This is a genomic window from Sphingomonas antarctica (genome assembly GCF_965137005.1).
GTDB lineage: Bacteria > Pseudomonadota > Alphaproteobacteria > Sphingomonadales > Sphingomonadaceae > Sphingomonas_O > Sphingomonas_O antarctica.
The window spans coordinates 141870-167593 of record NZ_CBCRXM010000002.1 but is presented as its reverse complement, the minus strand read 5'-3'; the positions used below and the strand labels follow the sequence as shown (position 1 = coordinate 167593).

General features: G+C 64.3%; 25 protein-coding genes. 9 read left to right on the top strand and 16 right to left on the bottom strand.

What is annotated here, in order from left to right:
• Positions 1–45 precede the first annotated feature (45 nt).
• Complete coding sequence (lptF, locus tag ACM9ME_RS02970; protein WP_415641942.1) at positions 46–1248, top strand: LPS export ABC transporter permease LptF; 1203 nt, start codon at positions 46–48, stop codon at positions 1246–1248.
• Complete coding sequence (gene lptG / locus ACM9ME_RS02965; protein ID WP_415641941.1) at positions 1241–2332, top strand: LPS export ABC transporter permease LptG; 1092 nt, start codon at positions 1241–1243, stop codon at positions 2330–2332. Before lptF ends, lptG begins: the two co-directional genes overlap by 8 nt.
• Here the strand turns inward: lptG and ACM9ME_RS02960 are convergent.
• The gene (locus ACM9ME_RS02960; protein ID WP_415641940.1) at positions 2316–3395 is read right to left on the bottom strand and encodes a fatty acid desaturase family protein; all 1080 of its coding nucleotides are present in this window, start codon (positions 3393–3395) and stop codon (positions 2316–2318) included. The genes lptG and ACM9ME_RS02960 overlap by 17 nt on opposite strands.
• A gap of 125 nt (positions 3396–3520) precedes the next feature.
• On the opposite strand from ACM9ME_RS02960, the gene ACM9ME_RS02955 reads away from it, so the two are divergent.
• The gene (locus tag ACM9ME_RS02955) at positions 3521–3799 is read left to right on the top strand and encodes a JAB domain-containing protein (RefSeq protein WP_415641939.1); all 279 of its coding nucleotides are present in this window, start codon (positions 3521–3523) and stop codon (positions 3797–3799) included.
• Here ACM9ME_RS02955 and ACM9ME_RS02950 read toward each other — a convergent pair.
• The 5 genes from ACM9ME_RS02950 to ACM9ME_RS02930 form a co-directional block, all read right to left on the bottom strand.
• The gene (locus ACM9ME_RS02950) at positions 3796–4185 is read right to left on the bottom strand and encodes a hypothetical protein (protein ID WP_415641938.1); all 390 of its coding nucleotides are present in this window, start codon (positions 4183–4185) and stop codon (positions 3796–3798) included. The genes ACM9ME_RS02955 and ACM9ME_RS02950 overlap by 4 nt on opposite strands.
• Positions 4182–5456, bottom strand: coding sequence for a right-handed parallel beta-helix repeat-containing protein (locus ACM9ME_RS02945; RefSeq protein WP_415641937.1), 1275 nt, complete (start codon positions 5454–5456; stop codon positions 4182–4184). The genes ACM9ME_RS02950 and ACM9ME_RS02945 overlap by 4 nt, the downstream gene beginning before the upstream one ends.
• A 103-nt stretch (positions 5457–5559) precedes the next feature.
• A complete protein-coding gene (locus ACM9ME_RS02940) occupies positions 5560–5955 on the bottom strand; it encodes a hypothetical protein (protein WP_415641936.1) in 396 nt (131 codons plus the stop codon).
• A gap of 70 nt (positions 5956–6025) precedes the next feature.
• Complete coding sequence (clpA, locus tag ACM9ME_RS02935) at positions 6026–8341, bottom strand: ATP-dependent Clp protease ATP-binding subunit ClpA (protein ID WP_415641935.1); 2316 nt, start codon at positions 8339–8341, stop codon at positions 6026–6028.
• 110 nt (positions 8342–8451) lie between these two features.
• Positions 8452–8652 carry a DUF1192 domain-containing protein gene (locus ACM9ME_RS02930; protein ID WP_415641934.1) on the bottom strand — a complete coding sequence of 67 codons (201 nt, stop codon included), beginning with the start codon at positions 8650–8652 and terminating at the stop codon, positions 8452–8454.
• 58 nt (positions 8653–8710) lie between these two features.
• On the opposite strand from ACM9ME_RS02930, the gene ACM9ME_RS02925 reads away from it, so the two are divergent.
• A complete protein-coding gene (locus ACM9ME_RS02925; RefSeq protein WP_415641933.1) occupies positions 8711–9715 on the top strand; it encodes an NAD(P)H-quinone oxidoreductase in 1005 nt (334 codons plus the stop codon).
• A gap of 66 nt (positions 9716–9781) precedes the next feature.
• On the opposite strand, the gene ACM9ME_RS02920 is transcribed toward ACM9ME_RS02925, so the two are convergent.
• The gene (locus ACM9ME_RS02920; protein ID WP_415641932.1) at positions 9782–10615 is read right to left on the bottom strand and encodes a PEPxxWA-CTERM sorting domain-containing protein; all 834 of its coding nucleotides are present in this window, start codon (positions 10613–10615) and stop codon (positions 9782–9784) included.
• 226 nt (positions 10616–10841) lie between these two features.
• On the bottom strand, positions 10842–11588 hold the full coding sequence (locus ACM9ME_RS02915) for a Bax inhibitor-1/YccA family protein (RefSeq protein ID WP_415641931.1): 747 nt from the start codon (positions 11586–11588) through the stop codon (positions 10842–10844).
• 151 nt (positions 11589–11739) lie between these two features.
• On the opposite strand from ACM9ME_RS02915, the gene yajC reads away from it, so the two are divergent.
• The 3 genes from yajC to secF are packed head-to-tail and all read left to right on the top strand — an operon-like array spanning position 11740 to position 14638.
• Entirely contained in the window at positions 11740–12078 is a 339-nt protein-coding gene (yajC, locus tag ACM9ME_RS02910; RefSeq protein ID WP_415641930.1) for a preprotein translocase subunit YajC, read from the top strand.
• The gene (gene secD, locus ACM9ME_RS02905; protein ID WP_415641929.1) at positions 12078–13676 is read left to right on the top strand and encodes a protein translocase subunit SecD; all 1599 of its coding nucleotides are present in this window, start codon (positions 12078–12080) and stop codon (positions 13674–13676) included. The genes yajC and secD overlap by 1 nt, the downstream gene beginning before the upstream one ends.
• Positions 13676–14638 (top strand): protein translocase subunit SecF, encoded by a 963-nt coding sequence (secF, locus tag ACM9ME_RS02900; RefSeq protein WP_415641928.1) that lies wholly within the window; start codon positions 13676–13678, stop codon positions 14636–14638. Before secD ends, secF begins: the two co-directional genes overlap by 1 nt.
• Here the strand turns inward: secF and ACM9ME_RS02895 are convergent.
• On the bottom strand, positions 14625–15461 hold the full coding sequence (locus ACM9ME_RS02895) for a class I mannose-6-phosphate isomerase (protein WP_415641927.1): 837 nt from the start codon (positions 15459–15461) through the stop codon (positions 14625–14627). The genes secF and ACM9ME_RS02895 overlap by 14 nt on opposite strands.
• Positions 15462–15523: 62 nt before the next feature.
• On the opposite strand from ACM9ME_RS02895, the gene aroC reads away from it, so the two are divergent.
• Positions 15524–16588, top strand: coding sequence for a chorismate synthase (aroC, locus tag ACM9ME_RS02890; RefSeq protein ID WP_415641926.1), 1065 nt, complete (start codon positions 15524–15526; stop codon positions 16586–16588).
• Between the two features lie 129 nt (positions 16589–16717).
• Here the strand turns inward: aroC and ACM9ME_RS02885 are convergent, their stop codons facing one another.
• From ACM9ME_RS02885 to purL, 6 genes are read right to left on the bottom strand one after another with little or no spacing between them, the layout of a single operon-like run.
• Positions 16718–17539, bottom strand: a complete 822-nt coding sequence (locus tag ACM9ME_RS02885; protein ID WP_415641925.1) for a peptidase — start codon at positions 17537–17539, stop codon at positions 16718–16720.
• Positions 17536–18336: a transglutaminase family protein gene (locus ACM9ME_RS02880; protein ID WP_415641924.1), complete on the bottom strand. Its 801-nt coding sequence runs from the start codon at positions 18334–18336 to the stop codon at positions 17536–17538. Before ACM9ME_RS02880 ends, ACM9ME_RS02885 begins: the two co-directional genes overlap by 4 nt.
• Positions 18336–19271, bottom strand: a complete 936-nt coding sequence (locus ACM9ME_RS02875) for an alpha-E domain-containing protein (protein ID WP_415641923.1) — start codon at positions 19269–19271, stop codon at positions 18336–18338. Before ACM9ME_RS02875 ends, ACM9ME_RS02880 begins: the two co-directional genes overlap by 1 nt.
• Positions 19264–20709: a circularly permuted type 2 ATP-grasp protein gene (locus ACM9ME_RS02870; RefSeq protein WP_415641922.1), complete on the bottom strand. Its 1446-nt coding sequence runs from the start codon at positions 20707–20709 to the stop codon at positions 19264–19266. Before ACM9ME_RS02870 ends, ACM9ME_RS02875 begins: the two co-directional genes overlap by 8 nt.
• A 42-nt stretch (positions 20710–20751) precedes the next feature.
• Positions 20752–21618: an ROK family protein gene (locus ACM9ME_RS02865; protein WP_415641921.1), complete on the bottom strand. Its 867-nt coding sequence runs from the start codon at positions 21616–21618 to the stop codon at positions 20752–20754.
• Positions 21615–23786: a phosphoribosylformylglycinamidine synthase subunit PurL gene (gene purL / locus ACM9ME_RS02860; RefSeq protein WP_415641920.1), complete on the bottom strand. Its 2172-nt coding sequence runs from the start codon at positions 23784–23786 to the stop codon at positions 21615–21617. Before purL ends, ACM9ME_RS02865 begins: the two co-directional genes overlap by 4 nt.
• A gap of 91 nt (positions 23787–23877) precedes the next feature.
• Between purL and ACM9ME_RS02855 the strand changes: the two genes are divergently transcribed.
• Positions 23878–24264 carry a hypothetical protein gene (locus ACM9ME_RS02855; protein WP_415641919.1) on the top strand — a complete coding sequence of 129 codons (387 nt, stop codon included), beginning with the start codon at positions 23878–23880 and terminating at the stop codon, positions 24262–24264.
• Positions 24265–24417: 153 nt separating this feature from the next.
• Here ACM9ME_RS02855 and ACM9ME_RS02850 read toward each other — a convergent pair whose 3' ends face one another.
• A complete protein-coding gene (locus ACM9ME_RS02850; RefSeq protein WP_415641918.1) occupies positions 24418–25722 on the bottom strand; it encodes a cystathionine gamma-synthase family protein in 1305 nt (434 codons plus the stop codon).
• Positions 25723–25724 lie beyond the last annotated feature (2 nt).

Here is a 25724-nt window from a genome sequence, read left to right as displayed (position 1 = left end):
CGGAGTTTAAGGCAAAATGATGGTCGGAAAGGGCATGGTTCAATCTTGCTGAGCGCCACCGACCGCTACATTGCGCGTCAGATCATCGTACCATTGGTGTCGAGCCTCGTCGTCGCGGCGATGCTGCTGGTGCTCGACCGCATGCTTCGCCTGTTCGATTTTGTCGCGCAGGAGGGCGGGCCGGTCAGCGTCGTGTGGAAAATGCTCGCGAGCCTGCTGCCCGAATATCTGTCGCTGGGCATCCCGATAGGACTGCTGATGGGCATTCTCCTCGCCTTTCGCAAACTGGCGCTGTCGACCGAACTCGATGTGCTGCAGGCGGTGGGCCAAGGGTATCCGCGCCTCCTGAGGGTTCCGTTTCTCTACGCTATCGTCCTGGCCGCCGTTAACCTGGCGATCGTCGGTTATGTCCAGCCCCGCGCGCGCTATGCCTATGAGGGGCTGCGCTACGAATTGCGTTCGGGGCAATTGGGGGCGTCGATCAAGGTCGGCGAATTCACACGGCTGGGCAAGAATTTGACGCTGCGTATCGAACGCAGTGCCAAGGAGGGCCGCGAGCTGACGGGCATGTTCGTCAACGTCCGCCGCGCCGACGGCACCGACGTATCGGTGACGGCGGATCGCGGCACGTTCCTCGCGACCGACGATCCCGACACGATCATCCTGCGGCTGGAAAACGGCACGTTGGTGCAGGACGATCCCAAATTCGCCGCGCCGCGCGTCTTGGCGTTCAGCGCGCACGACCTGCCGATCGACCTGCCGCGTATCGGCGCCTTCCGCGCGCCGGGCGAGCGTGATCGCGAACTCACGCTGCCGCAATTGGTGCGCAGCGCGAAAGACGGCGGCGTTCCCGAATTGAAACGCGACAAGGCGCGCGCCAATTTCCATTTCCGTATGGTCGAAGTGGTGGTGATGCTGTTGCTGCCGCTGCTCGGCGTCGCGCTGGCGGTGCCACCCAAGCGATCCACCTCCGCGCTGGGCGTGTTCCTGTCGATCGTGATGGTCGTCGCCTATCACAAGGTCAACGAATATGCCGAAGGTGTCGGCGGGCTTGGCTACGTCAATCCGGTGCTGGCCTTGTGGCTGCCCTTCGCATTGTTCACCGCCTTGATCCTGTGGATGTTTTACACGCTGGCGTTCGTTCCGGGCGGTCAGCCGATCGGCGGGTTGGAGGTTGTGTTCGGCAAGATCGCCGGCGTGTTCAAGCGCTGGTTCGGCCGTTGGACCGGAAAGGCCGCCAATGCCTGATTTCTTTCCGTCGCGGACGCTGGCCTGGCACATGGCGAAAATGTACCTCGTCCGCAGCATCGCGGTGATGATCGTGCTTATCATGGTGCTGCAAGTGCTCGATCTGCTCGGCGAATCGGATAATATTCTCAGCGTGCCGGGCAATGGCCAGGCGCAATTGCTGACTTATGTTTCGCTGCGCATCCCCGAATTGATTCAGCGTTTTGCGCCGTTTTGTTTCCTGCTTGGCGCATTGGTGACGCTGGCGACGTTGAACCAGAATAGCGAAGTCATCGCGATGAAGGCGGCCGGACTGTCGGCACACCAGGTGCTGGCGCCGCTGATCCTCGCCAGCATCGCTGTGGCAGGGGTTACATTCGCGTTCAACGAACGGATCGTCCCGCGCGCCGCCGCTACGCTCAACCGGTGGCAGGCGGTCAATTACGCCAAGATGCCGACGGGACACGAGGGCCAGACCAATATCTGGGTCCGTGACGGCGACGACCTGATCCACGCGGCGTCGGTGACCGGTCGCGGGAATGCGGTGCAGCTGGACGATGTACGGATCTACGACCGGACCGGGGGGCAATTGCTGCGCACGATCGAGGCGACGCGCGCCGAATATAGCGCGGGCGCCCTTCTGCTCCACGATGCGCGCACCTTCGACGTCGCCACCGGGCAGGTGTCACGAACGCCGACCATGCGGTTCGGTTTTGCACTGCGGCCCGATCAGTTCACGCTCAGCAATATCGACCCCTCCGGGCTCAGCTTCACCGGTCTGCGCCAGGCGACGAGCGATCTCGAGGAGGCCGGACGCCCCAGCGTGCCGCAGCGCGCGGCTTTGTGGCATAAATTGTCCGGGCCGCTGTCGACGGTGCTGATGCCGCTGCTTGCGGCGGTCGCGGCATTCGGGCTGGCGCGAACGGGCCAGTTATTCGTCCGCGCCGTAATCGGGATGATGCTCGGCTTTGCTTATTTCGTGGCGGACAATTTCGGCCTCGCAATGGGCAATCTCGGCGCTTACCCGGCGTGGCTGGCGGCGTGGGGGCCGTTCGTCCTGTTCCTGCTGATCGGCGAAGCGGTGCTGATCAGGAGCGAGGAGTAAACGTCTTCGCGGTCAGGCTGGCAACCAGCTTGGGCAGCCCGGTATAGCTTGCCTTGTGATAAGGCGAATGCTGCTCGACTGCGGTGGTAATGCGGCGGTGCGCCTCGGCCAGATTGTGATACGGCACGCCCGGCAACAGGTGGTGCAGCGCGTGATAACGCAGGCCCACCGGCGCCCATAACGCTGGCAACAACGTTGGCGGCGGCACATTGACGGTATCGAGATATTGGGCCGTGACGGTCATCGCCTCCCCTTCATTCTCCCACAGATGCGCGACCAAAGTGCGCACCTGATTAAGCACCATCACACCCGCAGCGACCGCGAGAAAGATGACGAAAGCGCGCAGCGGGATCGTGCGGGTCGCGACGAGCGTGATCAGCGTGATCGCCCAGATGCTGCACGCGGCTTCCTGCGCGTACCATTGGCGCTTCAGCTCGCCCTCGGGCGTGCGACGGCGGAACAGCGGGTTGATTTGCAGTCCCGAAAATCGCTCGACGACTATCGTGCGCAGCGGCGGGACGATCAGCGACAGCGGCGTCAGCACCCCGAATCGCACCAGCATGGCCAATGGCGCCAACGCCGAGACGATTACGAACAACGGCACCGTCCACGGCTTCATCAACGCAAGCGGCAGATACTCCGGATCCTCGATCGTGCCATAGCGCGTCTTGTTGTGGTGGAGGTTGTGCACCCCTTCATACAGAAACGACGGCACCAGCAGCGGCACGCCGGCAATGGCGTTCCAGCCGAAGCGGAACCAGCGCAGGTCGCGGTGCTTCACGTGCGTCAGTTCGTGAATAAAGCTGCCCGCCCGGTACAGCGCGAGGATCGCGATCACCCCGCTGACCCACGCCAAGGCGCCTGACAGAAGGATTGCGCTCGCCAGTGCGGCATAGCCCAACGCTGCCGATGCGAGGAAGTCCGCCCAATAAATCCGGGGCTTAACGCCATTGAGATCACGCGACAGTTCCGCCGCGACGCGCAGCAACGCGACATCGTCGGCAATCCTCGGCCGCGCGGAGACATCGGCATGGGGCCGTTCAAAGGTCAGGGCTGCGGCCATCGTCTTGTCATGGCTCAAGATAGTGGCAGCAACATGGCTTTGCCAGTGGAGGCGCTGAAGCTAAGGTGCCCCGGGGGACGTCGCATTGGGGCACGACGATATTTTATGGGTGATCCATATCGACCATGACGGGCGCGAAGCCGCACGGGCGCCGGTGCCGGATTGGGGGGGTACGCGACGCCTTGCCGCTCCGTCACATCGTCGAAGACGCGTTGCGGCACGGATCAGCGGCAATCGCCATCGTCCGACGCGCCATCGATCCCGCTTGCGCGCCAACGCCCGAGGAATCTGCTGCGATCGAGACGGCGGCCCGTACGCTAAGGCCGATCGGCCTCAGGCTGCATGATTACATTCTCTATTACGGCGATCACTCAACCAGTTTACGATTGAACGGCAGGTTTTAGCGGCGCGGCGGCTTGCCCGGACCGCCGGCGCGCGGCGGGCGCGGACCACGCGGCGGGCCGTCATTGCGGGGCGTACGGGGGGCGTTGTCGCCACGGCGCGGGATGATTGTTCCCTGGGCGGGACGCGGGCGCGGCGCTTCAGGGCGAGACGGCGCGACCGCATAGCCTTCGCGTAACAATTTGCTGAGCGCACCGCGCACGCTGTCGTCGATCGATCGCGTCAGTTCGGGCGGCAGGTCGGCGACCGCGGTGTTGGCGTGGATCGCGCCGATGTCACGCAGCAGCGTGTTGGGCAGGCCTTTCGACGCGGCCTTGAGCGCGCCGATCCCGTCGATCACGGCGGCGGCGATGACATCGCGCATCACTTCATTGGCAGAACGGTTCATGCCGGCTGAATGCGGCGTCCGCGCGCGCGTTGCAAGCGGCGGCTTACCGCGCCGGTCATCAGGAATCCGGTGATCATGGTCAGCCAGCTCGCCGGTTCGGGCACGCCTGCGACCGCAAATGCGCTTGCGCGGCTCTGCGCAAACTCCGGAGCGAGGGACCCAACCTCCGTATCGTCATAAGCAATGGCATAGCGCGTCGCCGCATGCGTCGCGTCCCACAGACCGACCGCCGCCAGCGCACCGACGTCGGCGACGAGCAACGTATTGGCCGATCCGGTCAAAGTGCCGACGTCGGCATAGATAAACGCCCCCGCAATGTTGCCCGAAACAGTGGCGGTGCTGACGTCCTCGAGACGGACCCAGGTCTTGCCGATGTCCAGATCGGCGTTGGAGTACAGCACGTTACCGGTCACCGTGAGGCGGTTGGCGTCGAATGCGGCGATGCCGTTCCACATCGTGCCCCACATCAGATTGCCAATGATGTTGATGCGGTCGAGCTGCGCACGATTGCCCGCATTATTGGTCATGAAAATGCCCTGCATCTGGCCGCCGTCGTCGCCGACCATCAGATTGTCGGTGATCGTTAGCGTGGACGTCGGGGTCAGGTTGTTGAAGACCTGGATCGCGTCGGGATGGTCGCCTGCTTCGGGCCGAAACGCGGAAAACCGGTTGCGCGCGATCAGCGACGCGCTGGCACCGTCGGCGATGATCCCATCGGTGCGGATGCCGGAAAAGGCATTGTCGGTGATGGTCATGTGCGACGATCCGTCGGTGGTGATCGCGTGGCTCAATTCATTGAAGCTGCTGGTTGCCACGGTGATCCCGCTGCTTTGCGAAATGCGCATGCCGCGCGCTTCATTGGCCACGCCCCCGCCGACGACCCCCTGAAAGATCATCGCGGAAAAGCGGACGTCGTGGCTGTGGATCAGATCGGTCGCGTTCAACGCAGGATTGGCCGCGGTCGGCGCCGGGCTGCTGACCGTGAGGCGCGAGAAGTTCAGGAACGACGAATCGCGTACGGTCAGATGAGCGAATACCGGCGGGCGCGCCGAATTGGCGGAGGTGATGGTGATCGCCGACGCCGGATTGACGTTGCGGAATTCGAAGTCGCCGTAATTGCCGGGCGCGATGCGGATGATGTCGCCGCCGGACGCGGCCTTGATGGCGGCGTCGAGCGCGGCGCTGGTGCCGACCGTCACCGTCGCGGCATTGGCGGCGCATGACATCATCGTCGCCGCGGCATATGCCGCGACGGCCAGAACAATTTTCATTCCGTGGCTCCCCAGCCCCAACGCAGCGCACATACCGCGTTAAGAAAGGTTAATCCACGATTTTGGTTAACGAATCTTTACGCCGACCCGCAAGAACAACGCTTTAGCGTCCGCGATCGAGATCATCGGCGCTAAGCCGCCAGTCGCACAATTCCGCATCCACGCCGCGACACAGATCGCCGCGATACGGCCCGCCCACGCGTCCGCGTGTGTTGTTATAGCCGAGAACCACCCCGCCGCTGTCGCCCAACGGCAGCGCGGCGACACCATAGACCGAGCGATAGCCGCCGGTACCGACCGATACGCCGACTTCACCATGCACGCCGCGGTCGAGGCCGGGTTGGTCGGAAAGGCCGGTTTCCGCCGCGCGCTGGCGCTTTGCCGCGCCGGCCTCCTGGGCTGCTTCGGCCTGTTCAGGGGTCAGCCGGATGGTGTCGGCCCGCGCCGCGACCGGCATGATCGCCGCCGCCAGCGCGATAAAAGGAATGAAGTGCCGCATGAGTTTGAATGTGAGCCCCGGCGCCTGTCCGGTCAATGAACGACCGGACAGGCGGAACGGGTGAGCCCGCCTAGCCTTCGGCGACGACCTTGGCCTTGCCGCCCTTTTTGCCCTTTTTGGGCGCCGCCGGGGTGATCTCGAACGCCAGGGCATCATCCTTCAGACGAACAATGACCTCGCCGCCATGGACCAGCTTGCCGAACAGCAGTTCCTCGGCGAGCGGCTGTTTGATCTTTTCCTGGACCAAACGCCCCATTGGTCGCGCGCCATAGAGCTTGTCGTAACCGCGCGCGGTGAGCCAGGCCTTGGCATCGTCGTCGAGCTTGATGTGCACATCGCGGTCGGCCAGCTGCAATTCGAGCTGCAGAATGAACTTGTCGACCACGCGCGCGACGACTTCGGTCGGCAGATACCCGAACGGCACGATGGCATCGAGGCGATTGCGGAATTCGGGGGTGAACATCTTTTTCACCGCCTCTTCATCCTCGCCTTCGCGCGTCATCGCCCCGAAGCCGACGGCTTCGCGCGCCATGTCGCTGGCGCCCGCATTGGTCGTCATGATCAGGATGACGTTGCGGAAATCGACCGACTTGCCGTGCTGATCCGTCAGGCGACCGTGATCCATGACTTGGAGCAGGATGTTGAACAGGTCGGGATGCGCCTTTTCGATTTCGTCGAGCAACAGCACGCAATGCGGTTGCTGATCGACCGCGTCGGTCAGCAAGCCGCCCTGGTCGAAACCGACATAGCCCGGAGGCGCACCGATCAGGCGGCTGACACTGTGCCGTTCCATATACTCGCTCATATCGAAGCGCTGGAGGGGGATACCCATGATTGACGCCAACTGACGCGCGACCTCGGTCTTGCCGACGCCGGTTGGACCGGTGAACAGATAATTGCCGATTGGCTTGTCAGGATCGCGCAGACCCGCCCGGCTGAGCTTGATCGCCGAGGACAGCTGTTCGATCGCCGCATTCTGCCCGAACACCACGCGTTTCAGATCAGCGTCGAGGCTGGCGAGGCTCTTGGTATCGTCGGCAGACACCGACTTCGCCGGGATGCGCGCCATCGTCGCGATCACCGCCTCGATCTCTCGCGACGTAATGGTCTTTTTGCGCTTGGCCAGCGGCACCAGCATCTGCATCGCACCGACTTCGTCGATCACGTCGATCGCCTTGTCCGGCAGCTTGCGATCGTTGATGTAGCGCGCCGACAGTTCGACCGCCGATTTGATCGCGTCGGGCGTGTATTTGACGTGGTGATGCCCCTCGAACGCCGAACGCAGGCCCGCGAGAATCTTGATCGTGTCCTCGATGGTCGGTTCGTTGACGTCGATCTTCTGGAACCGGCGCAGCAGTGCTCGGTCCTTTTCGAAGTGGTTGCGGAATTCCTTGTAGGTCGTCGAACCGATGCAGCGGATTTGCCCGCCGGAGAGGGCCGGCTTGAGCAGGTTCGAAGCATCCATCGCCCCGCCAGAAGTCGCACCCGCGCCGATCACCGTGTGGATTTCATCGATGAACAGGATCGCATGCGGCAGTTTTTCGAGTTCGTTGACGACCGCTTTGAGACGTTCCTCGAAATCGCCGCGATAGCGCGTGCCCGCGAGGAGCGCGCCCATGTCGAGCGAATAGATCACCGCGGGGAGCAACACTTCGGGCACCTGCCCCTCGACGATCTTGCGCGCCAGGCCTTCGGCGATGGCGGTTTTGCCGACGCCGGGATCGCCGACATAGAGCGGGTTGTTCTTCGACCGGCGGCACAGAATCTGGATCGTGCGATCGACCTCGGGCCCGCGCCCGATCAGCGGATCGACGCGGCCGTCCTTGGCCTTTTCGTTGAGATTGACGGTGAATTGCTGGAGCGCGGACTCCTTGCCCTTGTCGCCCTTGGCGGGCTTTTCGTCATCCTGTGCCGTGCCTTTGACCTCTCGCTGTTCGGGAACCTGCCCGCCCTTGCCGACGCCGTGGCTGATGAAGCTGACGGCATCGAGACGGCTCATATCCTGCTGCTGCAGGAAATAGACGGCATAGCTCTCTCGCTCGGAGAACAAGGCGACGAGGACGTTGGCGCCCGTCACTTCGTCGCGGCCCGAAGACTGGACGTGCAGGATTGCGCGCTGGACCACGCGCTGAAACCCGCTGGTCGGCGAGGGGTCGGTCTGCCCCTCGGTCTTCAGCGATTCGAGTTCGGTGTCGAGATAATGGGTCACGACGGTCTTCAAGTCGCCGAGATCGACGCCGCAGGCGGTCATCACCTGCATCGCATGCTCGTCATCGACGAGCGCGAGCAGGAGATGTTCGAGCGTGGCATATTCGTGACGTCGGCTCGCCGCGGCGGCGAGCGCGTTGTGAAGCGTGGTTTCGAGATCGCGGGCAAAGGAAGGCATCAGCAGCTCCGGTTGAGGCCGCGGAAGCGACCTCGCTTGAACACTATGTCGGAAGCGCCGTCAGCTTTCTCAAGCCCCCGGCTGTCTCCCCGTGCGCCGCGACCGGCCCGTCATCGTTTGAATAGCGTGTCGGCGATTGCACGATGGTTAACGGCGCGATCCTGGTGATGGCGGACGCGTCTAATCTCCGCCTCGAGCGCCGCGACCCGCGCATCGAGCTCCGCGACCGAAAAGGGATCGAGATCCTGCGTACCGACCAGTGCCACCGGGTCTCCGGCACGCGGCGGCGGGGCAATTTCGTCGGTGTCCATGGTCGGAGGGTTGCGCGCGCGGCGCAGGGAGTCAACGGTTGGCGTTAAAGGAGTTGCCATGACCGACCTTCCCCAGACGATGCGTGCGATTGATCCCGCCGAGCCGGGCGGACCCGATGTGTTGCAACCGGTGGATCGATCGGTGCCGACGCCTGGTGCCGGCGACGTCCTGATTCGTGTTGCTGCCGCGGGGGTCAACCGGCCGGATGTCCTGCAACGGCAGGGCAAATATCCGCCGCCGCCGGGCGCGCCGTCGATTCTAGGCCTGGAGGTTGCCGGTGAGGTCGTTGTGCTGGGTGATGGCGTCGATTCGACATTGTCGGGCGCGCGAGTGTGTGCGCTGGTCGCGGGCGGAGGTTACGCCGAATATTGCGTGGTGCCCGCAGCGCAGTGCCTGCCGGTGCCCGATGGGCTGACGATGATCGAGGCGGCAGCGATCCCCGAGACGTTGTTTACAGTGTGGACCAACGTGTTCCAGCGTGGTGGCGCAAAGGCCGGAGAGACGCTGCTGGTGCATGGCGGCACGTCAGGTATCGGCACGATGGCAATCGCGCTGGGCAAGTTATTCGGGCTGACCGTAATCGTCACGGCGGGAAGTGCGGACAAATGTGCGCGGGCCGTGGAGATCGGTGCGGACCACGCGATTGACTATCGCGCGCAGGATTTCGTGGCGGAGGTGCAGCGCCTGACGAATGGCAAGGGGTGCGATGTCGTGCTCGACATGGTTGGCGGCGATTACTTCGCCCGCAACCTGGCTTGCCTGGCGGTGGAAGGGCGGCATGTCTCGATCGCGATGCTCAATGGTGCCAAGGCCGAGGTCTTCATTCCGGTGATCATGCAAAAGCGGCTGACGCTGACCGGATCGACGTTGAGACCGCGCGAGGCGTCGTTCAAAGCGGCGGTTGCGGCGGAATTGCGCGAGAAGGTCTGGCCGTTCGTGACCGACGGCAGGCTGCGGCCGGTGATCGATTCGACTTACCCGCTGGGGGACGCCGCCGCCGCGCATGCGCGGATGGATGGCGGCGCGCATGTCGGCAAGATCGTGCTGAGCATCAACGCATAGAAAAGGGCCGCGTCGCTGGTGCGACGCGGCCCGAAACTTCGGCCAAACTTTAGCCCAAACTAAAGCTTAGGCGGTGACCGACTTGATCGAGCGGCGGCGACGCGACTGGAAGCCCACGACACCGAAGCCGGCAATCATCATGCCCCAAACGGCGGGCTCGGGAACCGCATTGATGATCGGCGCCGGATCCGACGAGAAGCTGCCCGTCGCGGTGGCGCGGAAGCTGCTCAGCGACTGACCATTACCAGCGTTAAGACCCTTGTTCACCGGCGGGCTGCCAACTGCGGCCAGCAGCGCGTCGAGCGAGATCGAGAAGCTGCGGTTCACGGTGTTCGAGAAGTCAAGGAAGTCCGACGTGTAGGTGACAGTGTTACCGCCCGCCGTGCTGTTGGTCAGGCCGGCCGAGAAGCCGCCGTCGGTGCCGCCGATGGTGCTGTTCGCAACGACCGTGCCCGAAAGCAGGTTCGACCCAGCCGCATAAGTGACGTTACCAACCGTGATCGGCGCGGTCGACTTGAACGAGAAGGTCAGCGAGTCGATCGACTGCGTGAGATAGTTCGTCGGCGGAACCGTCGGCAGCGGCGTCTTGCTGGCCGCGTCGTTGGTCGTCGTGCCGGACAGCAGGAACACAGCCGTCACGCTCTGCGCGATGTTGTTGTTCGTGAAGTAAGGCTGAAGGAACGAGAACTTCACGTTCACATTACCCGGCGTGTTCGCCGAGCCCGTCGACGTGCTGTAGATCATCCCGTTCTTCGAGCCGACCTTCTGCCAGCGGATGTTGCGGACCTGCGTGGTCGCCGAGAAATCGGCGAACGTCGTAACCACAGCGTATGAAGGCGTCGCCGCAGCGAGGCCGCCTACAGCAACTGCCGTCAGTGCCAGTTTCTTGAACATCATCATAACCTAACCCCCAAAATGGAGCAAAACAAAACCGGTTTACGCACCGGTAACTCAACACCTTCATCGCCGATTCGTTGCCTCGGGTCAACCCGGAGGGTGCAGTGCAGCAATAGAGGGGCGTCCCGATTTGGTGCGAACGTGGAAATCGGGTGCAAACGGCGTTGGATTCAAGGCATAAAAAACCCGGGCGGATCGCTCCGCCCGGGTAAAAGTTTTCGAAAAAGGCTTAGCGGCGGTCGCCGAACAGCCGCAGCAGGAACAAAAACATGTTGATGAAGTCGAGATAGAGCGTCAGCGCGCCCATCACGACCGACTTGCCCGCGAAGCTGGTGCCCGCGACCTGGAAGTACATGCTCTTGATCTTTTGCGTGTCGTAAGCGGTCAGGCCGGCGAAGATCAGCACGCCGATCGCGCTGATCACCATTTGCATCGCGCTCGATTGCAGGAACAGGTTGATCACCGATGCGACGATGAGGCCGACCAGGCCCATGATCAGGAAGGTGCCCATCGCCGACAGATCGCGCTTGGTGGTGTAACCCCACAGGCTGAGACCCGCGAACGACGCCGCGGTGGCGAAGAAGATCTGCGCGACGCTGGTGCCAGTGTAAACCAACAGAATCGTTGAGAGCGACGCGCCCATCAATGCGGCATAAGCCCAGAACAGCGCCTTGGCCGATGTTTCGGACAAGCGGTTGATGCCGAAACTCAATACCATGACCAAGGCGAAAGGCGCGATCATCAGGACGTAAGCGAGCAGGCTTGCCTTGCCCGTCTCCGCATCGAACAGGCTGTTAACGGCGCCGGTATAGACCATCGCCAGCGCGACGATCCCGGTGAGCAACACGCCCGACGCCATCATGTTATAGACCGACAACATATAGCCGCGCAGCCCGGCATCGGTAGCCGAAGCGCGCGTGTCGACCGGCGCGGCGGCCGCGGTCACGGTCGAGCGGGGGTCAGACCAATTGGCCATGTCATACACTCCTGAACCCGGCCCAATCGCCGGGGATGCCCGCAATATTGTGTCGAACCGCGTCCACTGCAAGCAAAACCGGTGGGTTTGCGTGGGGCAAGGCCCTCTGCTAACCGCCCGCATCCGCCGCAATCAGGCCATTTAGACCCCCATGTTTATCACTCCAGCTTTGGCTCAAACCGCAGGCGCGCAGCCTTCGGGCAGTATGGCGTTCCTCGCGCAGAGCCTGCCGCTCGTCCTCATCTTTGTAATTTTTTATGTCTTGCTGATCCGTCCACAGCAATCGGCGGCCAAGCGCCACAAGGCCAAGGTCGACGCCGTCAAGAAGGGCGACCAGGTCGTCACCGGCGGCGGATTGATGGGCAAGGTCGTGCGCGTCGACGACACCACGGTCGATGTCGAGCTGGCGCCGGGGATGAAGGTCAAGGCGGTCAAGACGACGCTGAGCGACGTCACGCCGCTGGGTGCGACCAAGCCGGCCAACGACTGATGCTCGACTTTCCGCGCTGGAAAATCTGGGCGATCTGCCTGACGCTGCTCGTCGGCGTGTTCCTCGCCATTCCCAGCTTGATGCCCGAAAGCACCGCCACGCAAATCGGCCTCGGCGGTCTGCCGCGCATCAATCTGGGCCTCGATCTGTCGGGCGGGTCGCATTTGCTGCTCGAAGCCGACACTGCAGATGTCGCGAAGCAGCAGCTCGACGTGATGGGCGAGCAAATGCGGACCGAATTGCGCCGTGCCACGCCGCCAATCGACACGGGCGACATTTCTACGGCGGACGGGCAACTAAATTTTCTCGTGCGCAGCCCGGCTCAACTCGATGCTGCAGTAGAAATTGCGCGCAAGGAGACCAATCCGGTCGGCGTCACCGGTAAGCGCGATTGGGACGTCAGCGTTGTCGACTCGACGCGCGTCGTCATGAAGCCAACCCAGGCCGGCCTCGATTATGCAGTCGAGAATGCGATGGCCGTCGCGACCGAGGTGGTCCGCAAACGCATCGACGAACTCGGCACGCGCGAACCGACAATCATTCGGCAAGGCAGCAACCGCATCGTGGTGCAGGTTCCGGGCCTCCAGAATCCGGAGGCGCTTAAGGCACTTCTCGGCAAGACCGCGAAGCTCGAGTTTAAGCTGGTCGACCTGACAGCCAATCCTGCCGATGTCGCCGCTGGTCGCGCGCCCGCAGGTAGTCAAGTCTTGCCTTATCCAAGCAACCCCGGCGCACCCAAGATCGCGGTCAAGCGCCGCGCGATTGTCAGCGGCGACGAACTGACCAAGGCAGAACCCGGCTTTGACCCGCAGACCAACGCGCCGGTCATCAATATCGGATTTAACGGACAGGGCGGCCGCAAATTCGCGCGCGTGACCCAAGATAATGTCGGCAAGCCGTTCGCGATCATTCTCGATAATCAGGTGTTGTCCGCACCGACCATCCAGACCGCAATTCTTGGTGGATCCGCGCAAATCAGCGGCAGCTATACCACCGAAAGCGCCAACACGATGGCAATCCAGCTGCGCTCGGGCAAATTGCCGGTGGCGCTGAAGGTGATCGAGGAACGCACCGTCGGGCCGCAGCTCGGCGCCGATTCGATCCGCGCCGGGGCCATCGCATCGGTCATCGCGGCGGTTGCGGTGATCGCGTTCATGCTGGTCACCTATGGCCGGTTCGGGGTCTATGCGAACCTGGCGGTTGTGTTGAACATCTTCATCATCCTGGCGGTGATGGCGTTCTTCTCCGCGACGCTGACGCTCCCGGGCATTGCCGGATTCGTGCTGACGATCGGCACTGCGGTCGATGCCAATGTGTTGATCAACGAGCGCATCCGCGAGGAAAAACGGCGCGGGCGCAACCCGATGCAGTCGATCGAGCTCGGCTATAAGGAAGCGTCGCGGACGATCTTCGAGGCGAACACCGTCCACTTCATCTCGGGCGTGGTCATGCTGTTGCTCGGGTCGGGTCCGGTCAAGGGGTTCGCCGTCGTGTTGCTGATCGGGATTTTCGCGAGCTATTTCACCGCGGTGTTCTTCACCCGCATGCTCGCCGCCAATTATGTCCGCCGCGTGCGGCCTGCCGAGTTGAACATCTGATGCGCCATTTGAAACTCGTCCCCGACAATACCAACATCGGGTTCACCGCGCTGCGCAACTGGGCGTTCGCGCTCACCGCGTTGCTGACCGTCCTGTCGATCGGCATCACGGCGTATCGCGGACTGAACCTCGGCGTCGATTTCGTCGGCGGCCTGATGATCGAGGCCAAGTTCCCGGCCAAGCCACAGCTCGACGCGGTGCGCGGCACGGTCGACCGGCTGAACGTCGGCGAAGCGTCGCTCCAGCAATTCGGCGATCCGAACACCGTTTCGATCCGCCTGCCGATCCCCCAATCGACCGACGAAGGCGCGACGAACAAGGTCGTCAATCAGGTCAAGGCCGCGCTCAACGCGACCAACCCGGGGGTGCAGTTCACACGGTACGACACGGTGTCGGGCAAGGTGTCGGGCGAGTTGATCAAGAACGGTATCGCCGCGGTGTTGATCGCGGTGTTCCTGATCGCACTGTTCAGCTGGTTCCGTTACGAATGGCAGTTCGGCGTTTCGACCTTCGTCGCGATCGGACACGACGTGTTGATGACGCTGGGGTTCTTCGCGCTGACACAGTTGGAGTTCGACCTCAACATCGTCGCCGCCGTCCTGACGATCATCGGTTATTCGATCAACGACAAGATCGTCATCGACGACCGTATCCGCGAGAATATGCGCAAATACCGCCAGATGGACATGCGCGCGCTGATCGATCTGTCGGTCAACGAGACGTTGCCGCGCACGGTGATGACGTCGCTGACCGTTCTCCTCGCGCTGACCGCGTTGCTGGTGTTCGGCGGGCATGTGTTGCGCGGGTTCACCGCCGCGATGATGCTCGGGATCGTCGTCGGGACGTACTCGTCGATCTATGTGTCGTCGTCGATGCTGATCGCCCTGGGGCTCAAGCCGCAGCAGATGGACCGCAAGCCGTCCGCCGCGGTCGCCGATGCGGAGCGCGTCACGCGCCGCTGAACAGGTTCGCGCGTTCGGCCAGCGGGTAAGCGAAGACGATATCGCTGCCGTCGCCCGGGGTGACGGTGGCGGCGCTTTCCAGCAAGTAACAGTCGCCCGCCGCGACGCCCTGCCCATCGACTACGCTGGACCCCGCGACCTGGATCAGCCAGCCCGGCGTGGTGCCCAGATCGACGCGGCGCTCACCGCCCCATGACCAGCGTTCGGCGACGAATTTGCCGCCTTCGCACAGGATGAAACGGCCATTACCGGCATCCCCGGGGATTCTAGGTACGACGAAGGGAACCGGGTCGCTGACGGCCACGCCCGCCGCCAGATGCAGTTCGCGATCGCTGCCATAATCGTAGAGGCGGTAGGTCAGATCGACATTCTGCTGAATCTCGATGATCGTCAGCCCGGCGCCGATCGCGTGAATCGTTCCGGCTGCGGAATAATAGAATTCGCCGGCCTTGACCGGTTTCCAGTCGACCAGTTGCTCGATCGAGCCGTCCAGCGCGTCGGCGCGCAATTCATCGCGGGTGGCGACGCGGGTGGTGCCGAGCGCGATGGTCGCATCGGGTTCGGCGGCGAGGACGACCCAGGCTTCGTCCTTGCCGCGCTTGTAGCCCGCCGCCTGTGCCGCCGCGTCATCGGGATGGACCTGGATCGACAGGCGGTCGCTGGTGAACAGATATTTGATCAGCAGCGGCTCGTCGGTCCCCTCGGGCGCCTGAAACCAGATCTCGCCGACCTTTTCTCCCGACGGATTGTCGAAGCCGGGCCATAGCTGTTCACGGCCCCAGGGTTTGTCGACCTGCTTGCGTTCGAGTTTCAGCGCCGCCATGCCAGTTCCTTCTGCTGCCCCGCTGGAACGGCGCGGTGGCGCGCCGGTTCCGGGGGTTTCGCGTGAGCTATAACAGTTTCGGCCACAGCTTTCGCTTTTCGACCTGGGGCGAAAGCCACGGGCCGGCGATCGGCGCGCTGATCGACGGGTGCCCGCCGGGACTCAAACTGAGCGAGGCGGACATCCAGCCGTTCCTCGATCAGCGCCGCCCGGGGCAGACCCGCTTTACGACACAGCGGCAGGAACCGGATCAGGTGCGCATCTTGGCGGGGGTGTTCGAGGGGCGGACGACCGGGACGCCGATCAGCCTGATGATCGACAATGTGGATCAACGCTCAAAGGATTATGCCGAGGTCGCCAAAGCGTATCGGCCCGGCCATGCCGATTATGCGTACGACGCCAAATACGGCTTTCGAGATTATCGCGGCGGCGGGCGGAGTTCGGCGCGGGAGACGGCGTCGCGCGTCGCGGCGGGCGGCGTGGCGCGGCTGGTGGTGCCCGAGGTGAGCATCGTGGCGCATGTCATCGAGATCGGCGGCGACCGGGCGACGGCATTCGATCCGGCGCAGATCGACCGGAATCCGTTCTTCTGCGCCGATGCCGAAGCGGCGGTGCGGTGGGAGACGCTGGTCGATGAGGCTCGCAAAAGCGGGTCGTCACTGGGGGCGGTGGTCGAGTGCGTCGCGACGGGTGTGCCGGCTGGCTGGGGCGCGCCGCTATACCACAAGCTCGACGCGCAGCTGGCGGCGGCGATGATGTCGATCAACGCGGTCAAGGGCGTCGAGATCGGTGACGGGTTCCACGCGGCGCGGTTGCGCGGTGAGGACAATGCCGATGCGATGCGGCCGGGTGAGGATGGCCCGGAGTTCCTGGCCAATCATGCGGGCGGCATCGCCGGCGGGATTTCGACCGGTCAGCCCGTCGTCGTGCGTGTCGCCTTCAAGCCGACCAGTTCGATCCTGACGCCGGTCGAGACGATCGATCGCGACGGCGCGGCGGCGGAGATCGCGACCAAGGGGCGGCATGATCCGTGCGTCGGCATCCGTGGCGCGCCGGTTGTCGCGGCGATGATGGCGCTGTGCCTTGCCGATGCGAAGTTGATGCATCGGGGGCAGACGGGGCGGTAGGCCGCGTTATTTATGTATGTCGCCCCTGCGTAGGCAGGGCTCTAGATAAGTTCACAAATCGAGGCTCAGCCGCTTGTGGCGAGTTCATCTGGGCCCCTGCCTGCGCAGGGGCGACATGTGAGAGTTGAGCTAGCCCGCGACCTTCTCAGGAACCGGCGAGACCTTGTCCGCTACCGGTTTGATTTCGGGCGGGACCTCTTTCGCGGCACCGGGGCGCATGAACGGCGGGTCCTCGAGCTCGTTGGTCGCTTCGGCCAGCAGCCGCGACCATTCGCCGCTGAGCGCGTCGAAATAGCTGTCGTCCTCCTCGATCCGGCGGTGGATCGGCTCGGGCTGGCCGTTGGTCAGGACGACCAGATCGAGCGGTCGTCCGACCGACAGGTTCGAGCGGATCGTCGAATCGAACGACAGCAACGCCAGTTTGACCGCATGCGCCAAGCTCATGTCCCATTTGAGCGCGCGGTCGAGAATGGGCTTGCCGTATTTGCGCTCGCCCACCTGGAGGAACGGCGCATCGGGCTGGCACTCGATGAAATTGCCCTCGACATAGATTTGGAACAGGCACGGCGGATCGTCGCCGATGCGTCCGCCGACCAGCAATGAGCCGCTGGGCGTGATGTTGGTGCCCGCCACCGCCGCGGCGACCGTGTCGCGCGCGGCGTGCAGCGCTTCGCCGACCAGTTGCGCGACGCGGAACATCGTCGGCTGCGCGGCCACGGTGCGCGACGGATCGCCCGCGTCTTCGGGCGGCAAACCTTCCTCGAGCATCGACAGCATCGACTGTGTCACCGACAGGCTGCCCGCGCTGGCGCAATAGATTTGCCGCTCCGGCGTTTCGCACAGGACGTGGAGTTTCTTGTACATCGAGATGTTGTCGACCCCCGCATTGGTGCGGGTGTCGGCGATGAGCACGAGGCCGGCATCGACCAATATTCCGACGCAATAGGTCATTGCACGCCCACGCTGACCGCCACGTCGAGTTCCTCGACCCCGCCGCCGATGCGTGTGCCGGCGACCGGGGTGACTTCGGCGAGGTCGACGCCGACCGCGACGCGGACATAGCTTTCGTCGGGGCTCGCGCCCGCGCACGGATCGAAGCCGACCCAGCCGATCGCCCCCAAATGCAGTTCGGCCCAATAATGCGCGCTGCGGCGCCGGGCGCGATCCGGGCCGTGAAGCGAATGGCCCGAGACGAACCGCGCCGGAAAGCCCGCCGCGCGTCCCGCCGCGACCATCAATTGCGCCGCTTCGCGCACCGTCGCATGGCCGCTGGCGAGGATGTCATCGGGCGCAAGAATTTTCTCCGCGCGACCGCCTTCGATGGTGACGGCGTGCGCGACGACGCCGTTGAGGCGGTGGGCGCGTTCGAGCGGGTCCGAGCCGCGCGCCGATCGGGCCAGGGCGATCGTCGCCTCGCCCGCCGATGTGGCCGCCGAGCCGCGGGTGTAAAACACCGGCGGCAGTGGTTCGGGCGCGCCGCGGACGATGCCGGCCATATCCTCGGTCAGCACTTGTCCGCGCACGGTGATCGCCAGCGCCTCGACCGGCCCGTCGACATACAGCATCGTGACGTGATTGCCGTAGCCATCGGTCCCTTCGCGCAGCCGCGCGTCGCAATCGACGTCGATGCGCCAGTCGAGCACGGTTTGCGCCTCGTTATCCAGCGGCGTCATATGCAGCAGCTGGACGACGCGCGCCTGTGGCTCGCTGAATTTGTAACGCGTGTGATGATCGATCGAGAGGCGCATCAGGCGAACCGGAACTGGCGGGAGATGGCGCGGTCGAGCGCGGCGGTCTGTTCGATGCTGTCCTCGAGATATTGGTGCAGCCCCTGACGCACGACGGCATCGATGCCGGTGTCGCCCATGCGGGCGTGGCGCAGGCGCGCCAGCCGGTCCGCTTCGCCCTGAAAACCGGTTTCCTTGCCCAGCGCATTGAGGTGCAGCACCGCCTCCTCCGCGCTGGCGGCGATCGAGCGCGGCATTTCGCGGCGGAGGATCAGGAGTTCGGCGACCGACCACGGTTTCAGGCCTTCGCGGTACAGCCAGCGATAGGCGTTCACCGCGGCCACGGTCTGGAGGATCGTGGTCCATTGGTCGCGATCGACCGTGCCGCCGACGACTTCGCCTTCGGGCAGCAGGATATGGTATTTGACGTCGAGCAGACGCGCGGCATTGTCGGCGCGTTCGATCGAGGCGCCGAGGCGGATGAACCATGACGCCGGGTTGCGCAGCATCCGCCCGATCGCCCCTTCGAAGCCGCGCGTTTCGGTTTGCGCCTGTTCGACCAGGCCGAGCATGGCCTGCGTATCGCCGGGCGAACTGCGCCCGCGGAACAACAACCAGGCGCGGTTGATCGACGACCAGGCTTCACGGCTGAGCGCGGTGCGCACCGCCTTGGCATTGTCGCGCGCATGGTCGAGGCAATAGACCACCGATCCGGGCTGATTGGCGTCGAGCGTCAGGAACCGCCCGACATTGCGCGGGGTCAATTTTTCGCCGGTCGCGGCAAAGGCCTTGTCGACCTCTATCACCGACAGCGCGCTGGCCCAGGCGACTTCGCCCGCGGGGCGCGTCGACAAGGCGTCGAGGCGCACGGTGGCCTCGACCAGGCGCGCGGTAAATTCGGCGCGCTCGATGTAGCGCCCGAGCCAGTAGAGCGAGGCGGCGACGCGGCTAAGCATCGGCGTCCTCCCCCTCGTCCATCAAGACAAAACTGTCCTTCGTCCCGCCGCCCTGGCTCGAATTGACGACCAGCGACCCTTTTTTGAGGGCGACGCGGGTGAGGCCACCGGGGACGATGCAGGTGCGCTTGCTGCCGGTCAGCACGAAGGGCCGGAAATCGACGTGGCGCGGGGCGACGCCGGCTTCGGTGAGGGTCGGGACGGTGGACAGCGCCAGCGTCGGCTGGGCGATGTAGCGGTGCGGCTCGGCGGTCAGCGCGGCGCGGAAATCTTCGATCTCCGCCTTCGACGCGGTGGGACCGACGAGCATGCCGTAACCGCCCGAGCCGTCGACGAGCTTGACCACCACCTGTTCGAGATTGACCAGCACATGGCTGAGCGCGGCGGGTTCGCGGCACCGCCACGTTTCGACATTGGGGAGCAGCGCGTCCTCGCCGGTATAGTAGCGCACGATTTCGGGCATGTAGCTGTAGATCGCCTTGTCGTCGGCGATGCCGGTGCCGGGCGCATTGACGATTGCGACATTGCCCGCGCGATAGGCGGCGATGAGGCCGGGGACGCCGAGCATCGAATCGGGGCGGAACACCAGCGGATCGATATAATCATCGTCCACCCGGCGATATATCACGTCGACGCGCACGCGCCCGGTGATGGTGCGCATCCACACGATATCGTCATCGACTTCGAGATCGACCGCCTGAACCAGTTCGATGCCCAGCGAATCGGCGAGGAAGCTGTGTTCGTAATAAGCCGAGTTGAACCGGCCGGGGGTCAGAATCACCGCCACCGGATCGGCGACCGCATGTTCGGGCGCGACCGAGCGCAGCATTTCGAGCAGCAGATCGCCATAGCTGTCGACCGGGCGGACGCGGTGTTCGCGGAACAGTTCGGGGCACAGCCGGATCATCGCCTCGCGATTTTCGAGCATGTAGCTGACCCCAGACGGGGTCCGCGCATTATCCTCCAGCACCCAGAAATCGTCGGGGCCGGTGCGGACCAGATCAATGCCGCAAATATGCGACCACACGCCGTGCGGCGGGCGGCTGCCGACCACTTCGGGGCGGAATTGCGGGTTGGTCATGATCAGTTCGGCGGGGATGATCCCGTCGGTCAGGATCTTTCGCGCGCCGTAAATATCGTCGAGAAACGCGTTGAGCGCGAACACGCGCTGTTCCAGCCCCTTCGACAATCGCGCCCATTCGCCCGCAGTGAAGACGCGCGGGACGATGTCGAACGGGATGATGCGTTCGGCGGCATCCTCGTCACCATAGACCGCGAAGGTGATGCCGAGCTGGCGGAAGGTGGCTTCGGCCGATGCCTGACGCCGCGCGAGTTCGGCGGGGGGCGTCTTGTCGAGCCATTCGCCCAGCGCGTCGAAACCGGGACGCGGCCGCTTGCCCGCCGATTTTCCCCAGATTTCGTCGAATGCCGCTGCCATTACGGTGCAGAGTGACGGCGCGTGGCCGCCTGCACAAGAGGTTTAGCGCGCCAGAAGTTCCTGCGCCATGATCGCCGCGCCTTCGAGCCCCGCATTGGTGAGTTGCGCGGGGACGATATAATCGTCCGCCAGCGCGCGTTCGCCCGCGCCGAAACCGTTGACCTTGTCCGGAAACGCAGCGCGTACGTCGTCGAGCATGCCGGTGCCGAGCATCACGCCGCCGCCGATGACGAAGCGCCCGGGCGCCCAGCTGAGCGTCAGGCCGAACAGCAATTGGGCGATATAATCGGCGAGCGTGGCGCGCACTTCGGGCGCATCGACCAATTGGCGCGTGCCCAGCCGCGCGCGCGCCGACGGGCCCGATGCCAAGCCTTCGGCGCAATGCGTGTGATAGCGGCAGATGCTGGCGGTGGTGTCGCCGTCCGCGCGCTGAACGAAACTGTGGCCGATCTCCGGAGCGACCGACCCGTGATAGGTCTTGCCGCCGACGTACAGCCCGCCGCCGATGCCCGTGCCGATGGTGACATAGGCGACCGGATCGAACCCCCGCCCCGCGCCGATCCGCGCTTCGGCGAGCGCCGCGCCGCCGACATCGGTGTCGATGGCGATGGGGCAGCCGAATTTTTCGGTCAGCGCCCTGGTCAGGTTGGTGCCGGTCCAGCCCGCCTTGGTCGTCGGCATGATTTCGCCGAAGCGCGGCGATTGCGGATCGACGATGATCGGGCCGAAGGCCGACATGCCGATGGCGGCAAGCGCGCCATGGCTGCCAAGGAATGGCACGAGGTCGGCGACCGCCGCATCGCCGTCGCGCGTGACGAAGCGTTGCTCGGCGAGAATCGCGCCGTCCGCGGTGAACAACCGGGCGAAAATCTTGGTCCCGCCGGTTTCGATCGCCGCGAGAACGGTCATGCGTTCATCAATTCGGGGAAGAATTTTTCATTGGCCGCGCGCAAATCGGCGACGCTTGTGCCGAGCACCGTGTCGCCGGTAGCCGAGCCGAGGAGGACGTGCTTCACGCCCGCTTTGGCCATCGCGCGGACGACGGGGTCGCCGTTCGACGTGGCGATGACGTAGCGCCCCTGATCCTCGCCGAACATCGCGGCGGCGGACTGCGGCACGGCGCGGTCGAGCGTGACGCCGTGCCCGCTGGCCAGCGCCATTTCGGCGAGCGCGATGGCAAGGCCGCCATCGCTGAGGTCGTGGACGGCGGTGACGAGGCCATCCTCGATCAGGCCGCGGACGAAATCGCCATGCTTGCGCTCGTCTGTCAGATCGACCGGCGGCGGCGGGCCGTCTTCGCGACCATGGAGTTCGCGCAGCCACAGCGACTGGCCGAGGTGCGTGGGCAGTTCGCCGACGAGCCACAGGTCATCGCCTTCGTGCATCCCGCCGATGGTCGTGGTGGCGCGCCAATCCTTGAGCAGCCCGACGCCGCCGATCGCGGGCGTCGGGAGGATCGCCGAGCCGCCGCCGGTGGCCTTGCTCTCATTGTACAGCGATACATTGCCGCTCACGATGGGATAATCGAGCGCGCGGCACGCTTCGGCCATGCCTTCGATGCAGCCGACCAACTGGCCCATCGTTTCGGGGTTTTGCGGGTTGGCGAAGTTGAGGCAGTCGGTCGCCGCCAAGGGGGTCGCACCGACCGCACAGAGGTTGCGCCAGGTTTCGGCGATGGCCTGTTTGCCGCCTTCATAGGGGTCGGCAAAGCAATAACGCGGGGTGCAATCGGTGGCGATGGCGAGTGCTTTTTGCGTGCCGTGGATGCGCACGACCGCGGCGTCTCCACCGGGCGGCTGGACGGTGTCGCCGCCGACCTTCTGGTCATATTGTTCCCAGATCCAGCGGCGGCTGGCGAGGTCGGGACAGCCGATCAGTTTTTTCAGATCGGCGCCAATGTCCTCACTGTCAGGCGCATCATTCAGCGGCGTTGGCTTGAGCGTCGGGACGTGCGGGCGATCGTAAAGCGGTGCATCGTCGGCGAGGGGCCCGAGCGGAATGTCACACACCGTCTCGCCATGATGGACCAGCACCATCCGGCCGGTGTCGGTGACTTCGCCGATGACCGCGAAATCGAGTTCCCATTTGCGGAAGATCGCCGCGGCAAAATCCTCACGGCCGGGTTTTAGGACCATGAGCATCCGCTCCTGGCTTTCCGACAGCATCATTTCATACGCCGTCATGCCGGTTTCGCGCTGCGGCACATGGTCCATGTTGAGCAGCAGCCCGACGCCGCCCTTCGATGCCATTTCGACCGACGAACTGGTCAGCCCCGCCGCGCCCATGTCCTGAATCGCGACGATCGCGTCCGACGCCATGAGCTCAAGGCACGCTTCGATCAGCAGCTTTTCGGTGAAGGGGTCGCCGACCTGGACGGTGGGACGCTTGGCATCGGCATCCTCGCCGAAATCGGCCGAGGCCATCGTCGCGCCGTGGATGCCGTCACGCCCGGTTTTGCTGCCGACATAGACGATCGGATTGCCGATGCCCGACGCGGCGGAGAAGAACAGTTTTTTTGTTTCGGCGACGCCCACGGTCATCGCGTTGACGAGGATGTTGCCGTCATAGGCCTTGTGAAAATTGACCTCTCCGCCGACGGTCGGGACGCCGACGCAATTGCCGTAACCGCCGATCCCCGCGACGACCCCGGCGATCAGATGCTTCATGCGCGGATGATCGGGCCGCCCGAAGCGCAAGGCGTTGAGATTGGCGACCGGCCGCGCGCCCATCGTGAACACGTCGCGCAAAATGCCGCCGACGCCCGTCGCCGCGCCCTGATACGGCTCGATGTACGACGGGTGGTTGTGGCTCTCCATCTTGAACACGGCGCACTGGCCGTCCCCGATATCGACCACGCCGGCATTTTCGCCGGGGCCGCAAATGACCTGCGGACCGGTGGTCGGCAGCTTTTTCAGGTGCAGCCGCGACGATTTGTACGAGCAATGCTCCGACCACATCACCGAAAAAATGCCGAGTTCGGTCAGGTTCGGCTCCCGCCCCAGCGCGTTCAGCACGCGGGCATATTCATCTGGGGACAGGCCGTGTTCGGCGACGATCTCTGAGGTGATCTGAGGCATTGGCCGGAGCGCTTAGCGGTGACCGGCGCGCGGGGGAACACCTCACGCGAGTCATCCGTTGTCTCCCGGTATTCCCTCAAGGAGACAGATTATGGCGACCACCACCCGCAAGAGCAGCACCCGCGCCGCTCCGAAACACGCCGCGAACGGCCAGTTTGCCAGCGGCGGCAAGACCAATGCACGCCGCCGCGCACCCGCCAAGAGCCGCGCCAAGTCGCTGATCCCCGACGTCGATTTTTCGACGCGTAACATCGCACTGGGCACCGCGGCCGTCGCCGGCGCCGCAATCGCCGGAGCGTTGTTCGCGGCGTGGCGCAGCAATGCCTTTGCCGACCTGTTCGAGCGCGACCTGATCACCGGCAGCAAGGCGCCGAAGGAAGCGCGCGACGTCATCGACGACGACGACCGCGAACAGTTCGCGCCCGCGACCGTGCCATTGCGTGACAGCAAGTACGATCGCGAACTGGCGGCGAATTAAACGCACTGAAGTGGGCCACTAACGAGACAATTGCACAAATCTGTCGTCACCCCGGACTTGACCCGGGGTCCACGCCTCAACGTTTGGCTGCGCCTAGCGCGGAGAGGTGGATCCCGGCTTTCGCCGGGATGACGGCCGCGGTGGTCGGGTGGCCTAAATCGCGCGCAACGCCTGATTGAAATCGGCGATGAGATCGTCCGCATTCTCGACGCCAACCGAGATGCGGACGAGATTGTCGCCGATTTTCAATGCGTCCTTGCGCTCCTGCGGAACTGACAAGTGCGTCATCCCGGCGGGATGGCTCGCCAATGTTTCGGTGCCGCCGAGGCTGACCGCGAGCTTGGCGATCTTGAGCGCGTCGAGGAAGCGGAAGGACTCGGCCTCGCCGCCCTTCAGATAGAGCGAGAAAGTCGATCCCGCACCGGTGCAGTGGCGGTCGTAAATGTCGCGCTGGCGGCTGCCGGGTTCGAGAAAGCCGAGATAGCCGACCGATTCGACCTTTTCGTGCCCGCGGAAGAATTCACACACCTTCGCCGCGTTTTCGCCCGCGCGGGACATGCGCAGCTCCAGCGTTTCGAGCGAGCGCAGCAACATCCACGCGGTGTTGGGGTCCGTGATCGTGCCGATGGTGTTGCGCATCATGCGGATCGTGTTGATCAGCGTCTTGCCGCCGACCGCGCCGCCCGCGACGAGATCGCTATGCCCGCCGGCATATTTGGTGAGGCTGTAGAGGACGAGGTCCGCGCCCTGCTGTAGCGGTTTCGACCAGAGCGGGCCGAGGAAGGTGTTGTCGATGACGATCGGTGGCTTTTCGTGGGGGAATGCGGCATCACGCGAGCCCTTGACGGCCTCGACATCGACCAGGGCGTTGGTCGGGTTGGCCGGGCTTTCGAGGTAGATCAGCGAGACGCGGCCGAGCTTCCGGGCTTCCTCCACCTTCGCATCGATTTCCTCGCGCGTCGCGCCGGCGGGGAAATCGACCCATTTGACGCCGAAGCGGCCGAGGATGCGACCGATCAGTGTCTCCGTGGCGGCATACAGCGGCGCCGAGTGGACGATGACGTCACCCGGCTGGACCAAGGCCAGCATGACGGTGGCGATGGCGGACATGCCCGAGGAAAACACCAAAGCGTCCTCGGCATCTTCCCACACGCCGAGGCGATCTTCGAGGATTTCCTGATTCGGGCCGTTGAAGCGCGAATAGACCAGACCTTCGGCGCCACCCGGACGCTTGCCGGTGATACCTTCGAAGAAGCGCTTTCCCGCCGCGGCGTTTTCGAAGACGAAGGTCGAGGTCAGGAAGATCGGGGGTTTGAGCGAGCCTTCGCTGAGCGCCGGATCGAAGCCGTGGCCCATCATCAGCGTTTCGGGTTGCAGGCGGCGGTTGTCGATGGCGAGGATATCGGGTTTGGGGCGGCGGCGATGGGGGACGGCGGTGGTTTCGGCTTCGTCGGGCATGG

Coding starts and splice junctions, on each gene's coding strand:
- lptG (WP_415641941.1), top strand. CDS start 1,241: ATGCCTGATTTCTTTCCGTCGCGGACGCTGGCCTGGCACATGGCGAAA.
- ACM9ME_RS02960 (WP_415641940.1), bottom strand. CDS start 3,395: ATGGCCGCAGCCCTGACCTTTGAACGGCCCCATGCCGATGTCTCCGCG.
- ACM9ME_RS02955 (WP_415641939.1), top strand. CDS start 3,521: ATGACGGGCGCGAAGCCGCACGGGCGCCGGTGCCGGATTGGGGGGGTA.
- ACM9ME_RS02950 (WP_415641938.1), bottom strand. CDS start 4,185: ATGAACCGTTCTGCCAATGAAGTGATGCGCGATGTCATCGCCGCCGCC.
- ACM9ME_RS02945 (WP_415641937.1), bottom strand. CDS start 5,456: ATGAAAATTGTTCTGGCCGTCGCGGCATATGCCGCGGCGACGATGATG.
- ACM9ME_RS02940 (WP_415641936.1), bottom strand. CDS start 5,955: ATGCGGCACTTCATTCCTTTTATCGCGCTGGCGGCGGCGATCATGCCG.
- clpA (WP_415641935.1), bottom strand. CDS start 8,341: ATGCCTTCCTTTGCCCGCGATCTCGAAACCACGCTTCACAACGCGCTC.
- ACM9ME_RS02930 (WP_415641934.1), bottom strand. CDS start 8,652: ATGGACACCGACGAAATTGCCCCGCCGCCGCGTGCCGGAGACCCGGTG.
- ACM9ME_RS02925 (WP_415641933.1), top strand. CDS start 8,711: ATGACCGACCTTCCCCAGACGATGCGTGCGATTGATCCCGCCGAGCCG.
- ACM9ME_RS02920 (WP_415641932.1), bottom strand. CDS start 10,615: ATGATGATGTTCAAGAAACTGGCACTGACGGCAGTTGCTGTAGGCGGC.
- ACM9ME_RS02915 (WP_415641931.1), bottom strand. CDS start 11,588: ATGGCCAATTGGTCTGACCCCCGCTCGACCGTGACCGCGGCCGCCGCG.
- yajC (WP_415641930.1), top strand. CDS start 11,740: ATGTTTATCACTCCAGCTTTGGCTCAAACCGCAGGCGCGCAGCCTTCG.
- secD (WP_415641929.1), top strand. CDS start 12,078: ATGCTCGACTTTCCGCGCTGGAAAATCTGGGCGATCTGCCTGACGCTG.
- secF (WP_415641928.1), top strand. CDS start 13,676: ATGCGCCATTTGAAACTCGTCCCCGACAATACCAACATCGGGTTCACC.
- ACM9ME_RS02895 (WP_415641927.1), bottom strand. CDS start 15,461: ATGGCGGCGCTGAAACTCGAACGCAAGCAGGTCGACAAACCCTGGGGC.
- ACM9ME_RS02885 (WP_415641925.1), bottom strand. CDS start 17,539: ATGACCTATTGCGTCGGAATATTGGTCGATGCCGGCCTCGTGCTCATC.
- ACM9ME_RS02880 (WP_415641924.1), bottom strand. CDS start 18,336: ATGCGCCTCTCGATCGATCATCACACGCGTTACAAATTCAGCGAGCCA.
- ACM9ME_RS02875 (WP_415641923.1), bottom strand. CDS start 19,271: ATGCTTAGCCGCGTCGCCGCCTCGCTCTACTGGCTCGGGCGCTACATC.
- ACM9ME_RS02870 (WP_415641922.1), bottom strand. CDS start 20,709: ATGGCAGCGGCATTCGACGAAATCTGGGGAAAATCGGCGGGCAAGCGG.
- ACM9ME_RS02865 (WP_415641921.1), bottom strand. CDS start 21,618: ATGACCGTTCTCGCGGCGATCGAAACCGGCGGGACCAAGATTTTCGCC.
- purL (WP_415641920.1), bottom strand. CDS start 23,786: ATGCCTCAGATCACCTCAGAGATCGTCGCCGAACACGGCCTGTCCCCA.
- ACM9ME_RS02855 (WP_415641919.1), top strand. CDS start 23,878: ATGGCGACCACCACCCGCAAGAGCAGCACCCGCGCCGCTCCGAAACAC.
- ACM9ME_RS02850 (WP_415641918.1), bottom strand. CDS start 25,722: ATGCCCGACGAAGCCGAAACCACCGCCGTCCCCCATCGCCGCCGCCCC.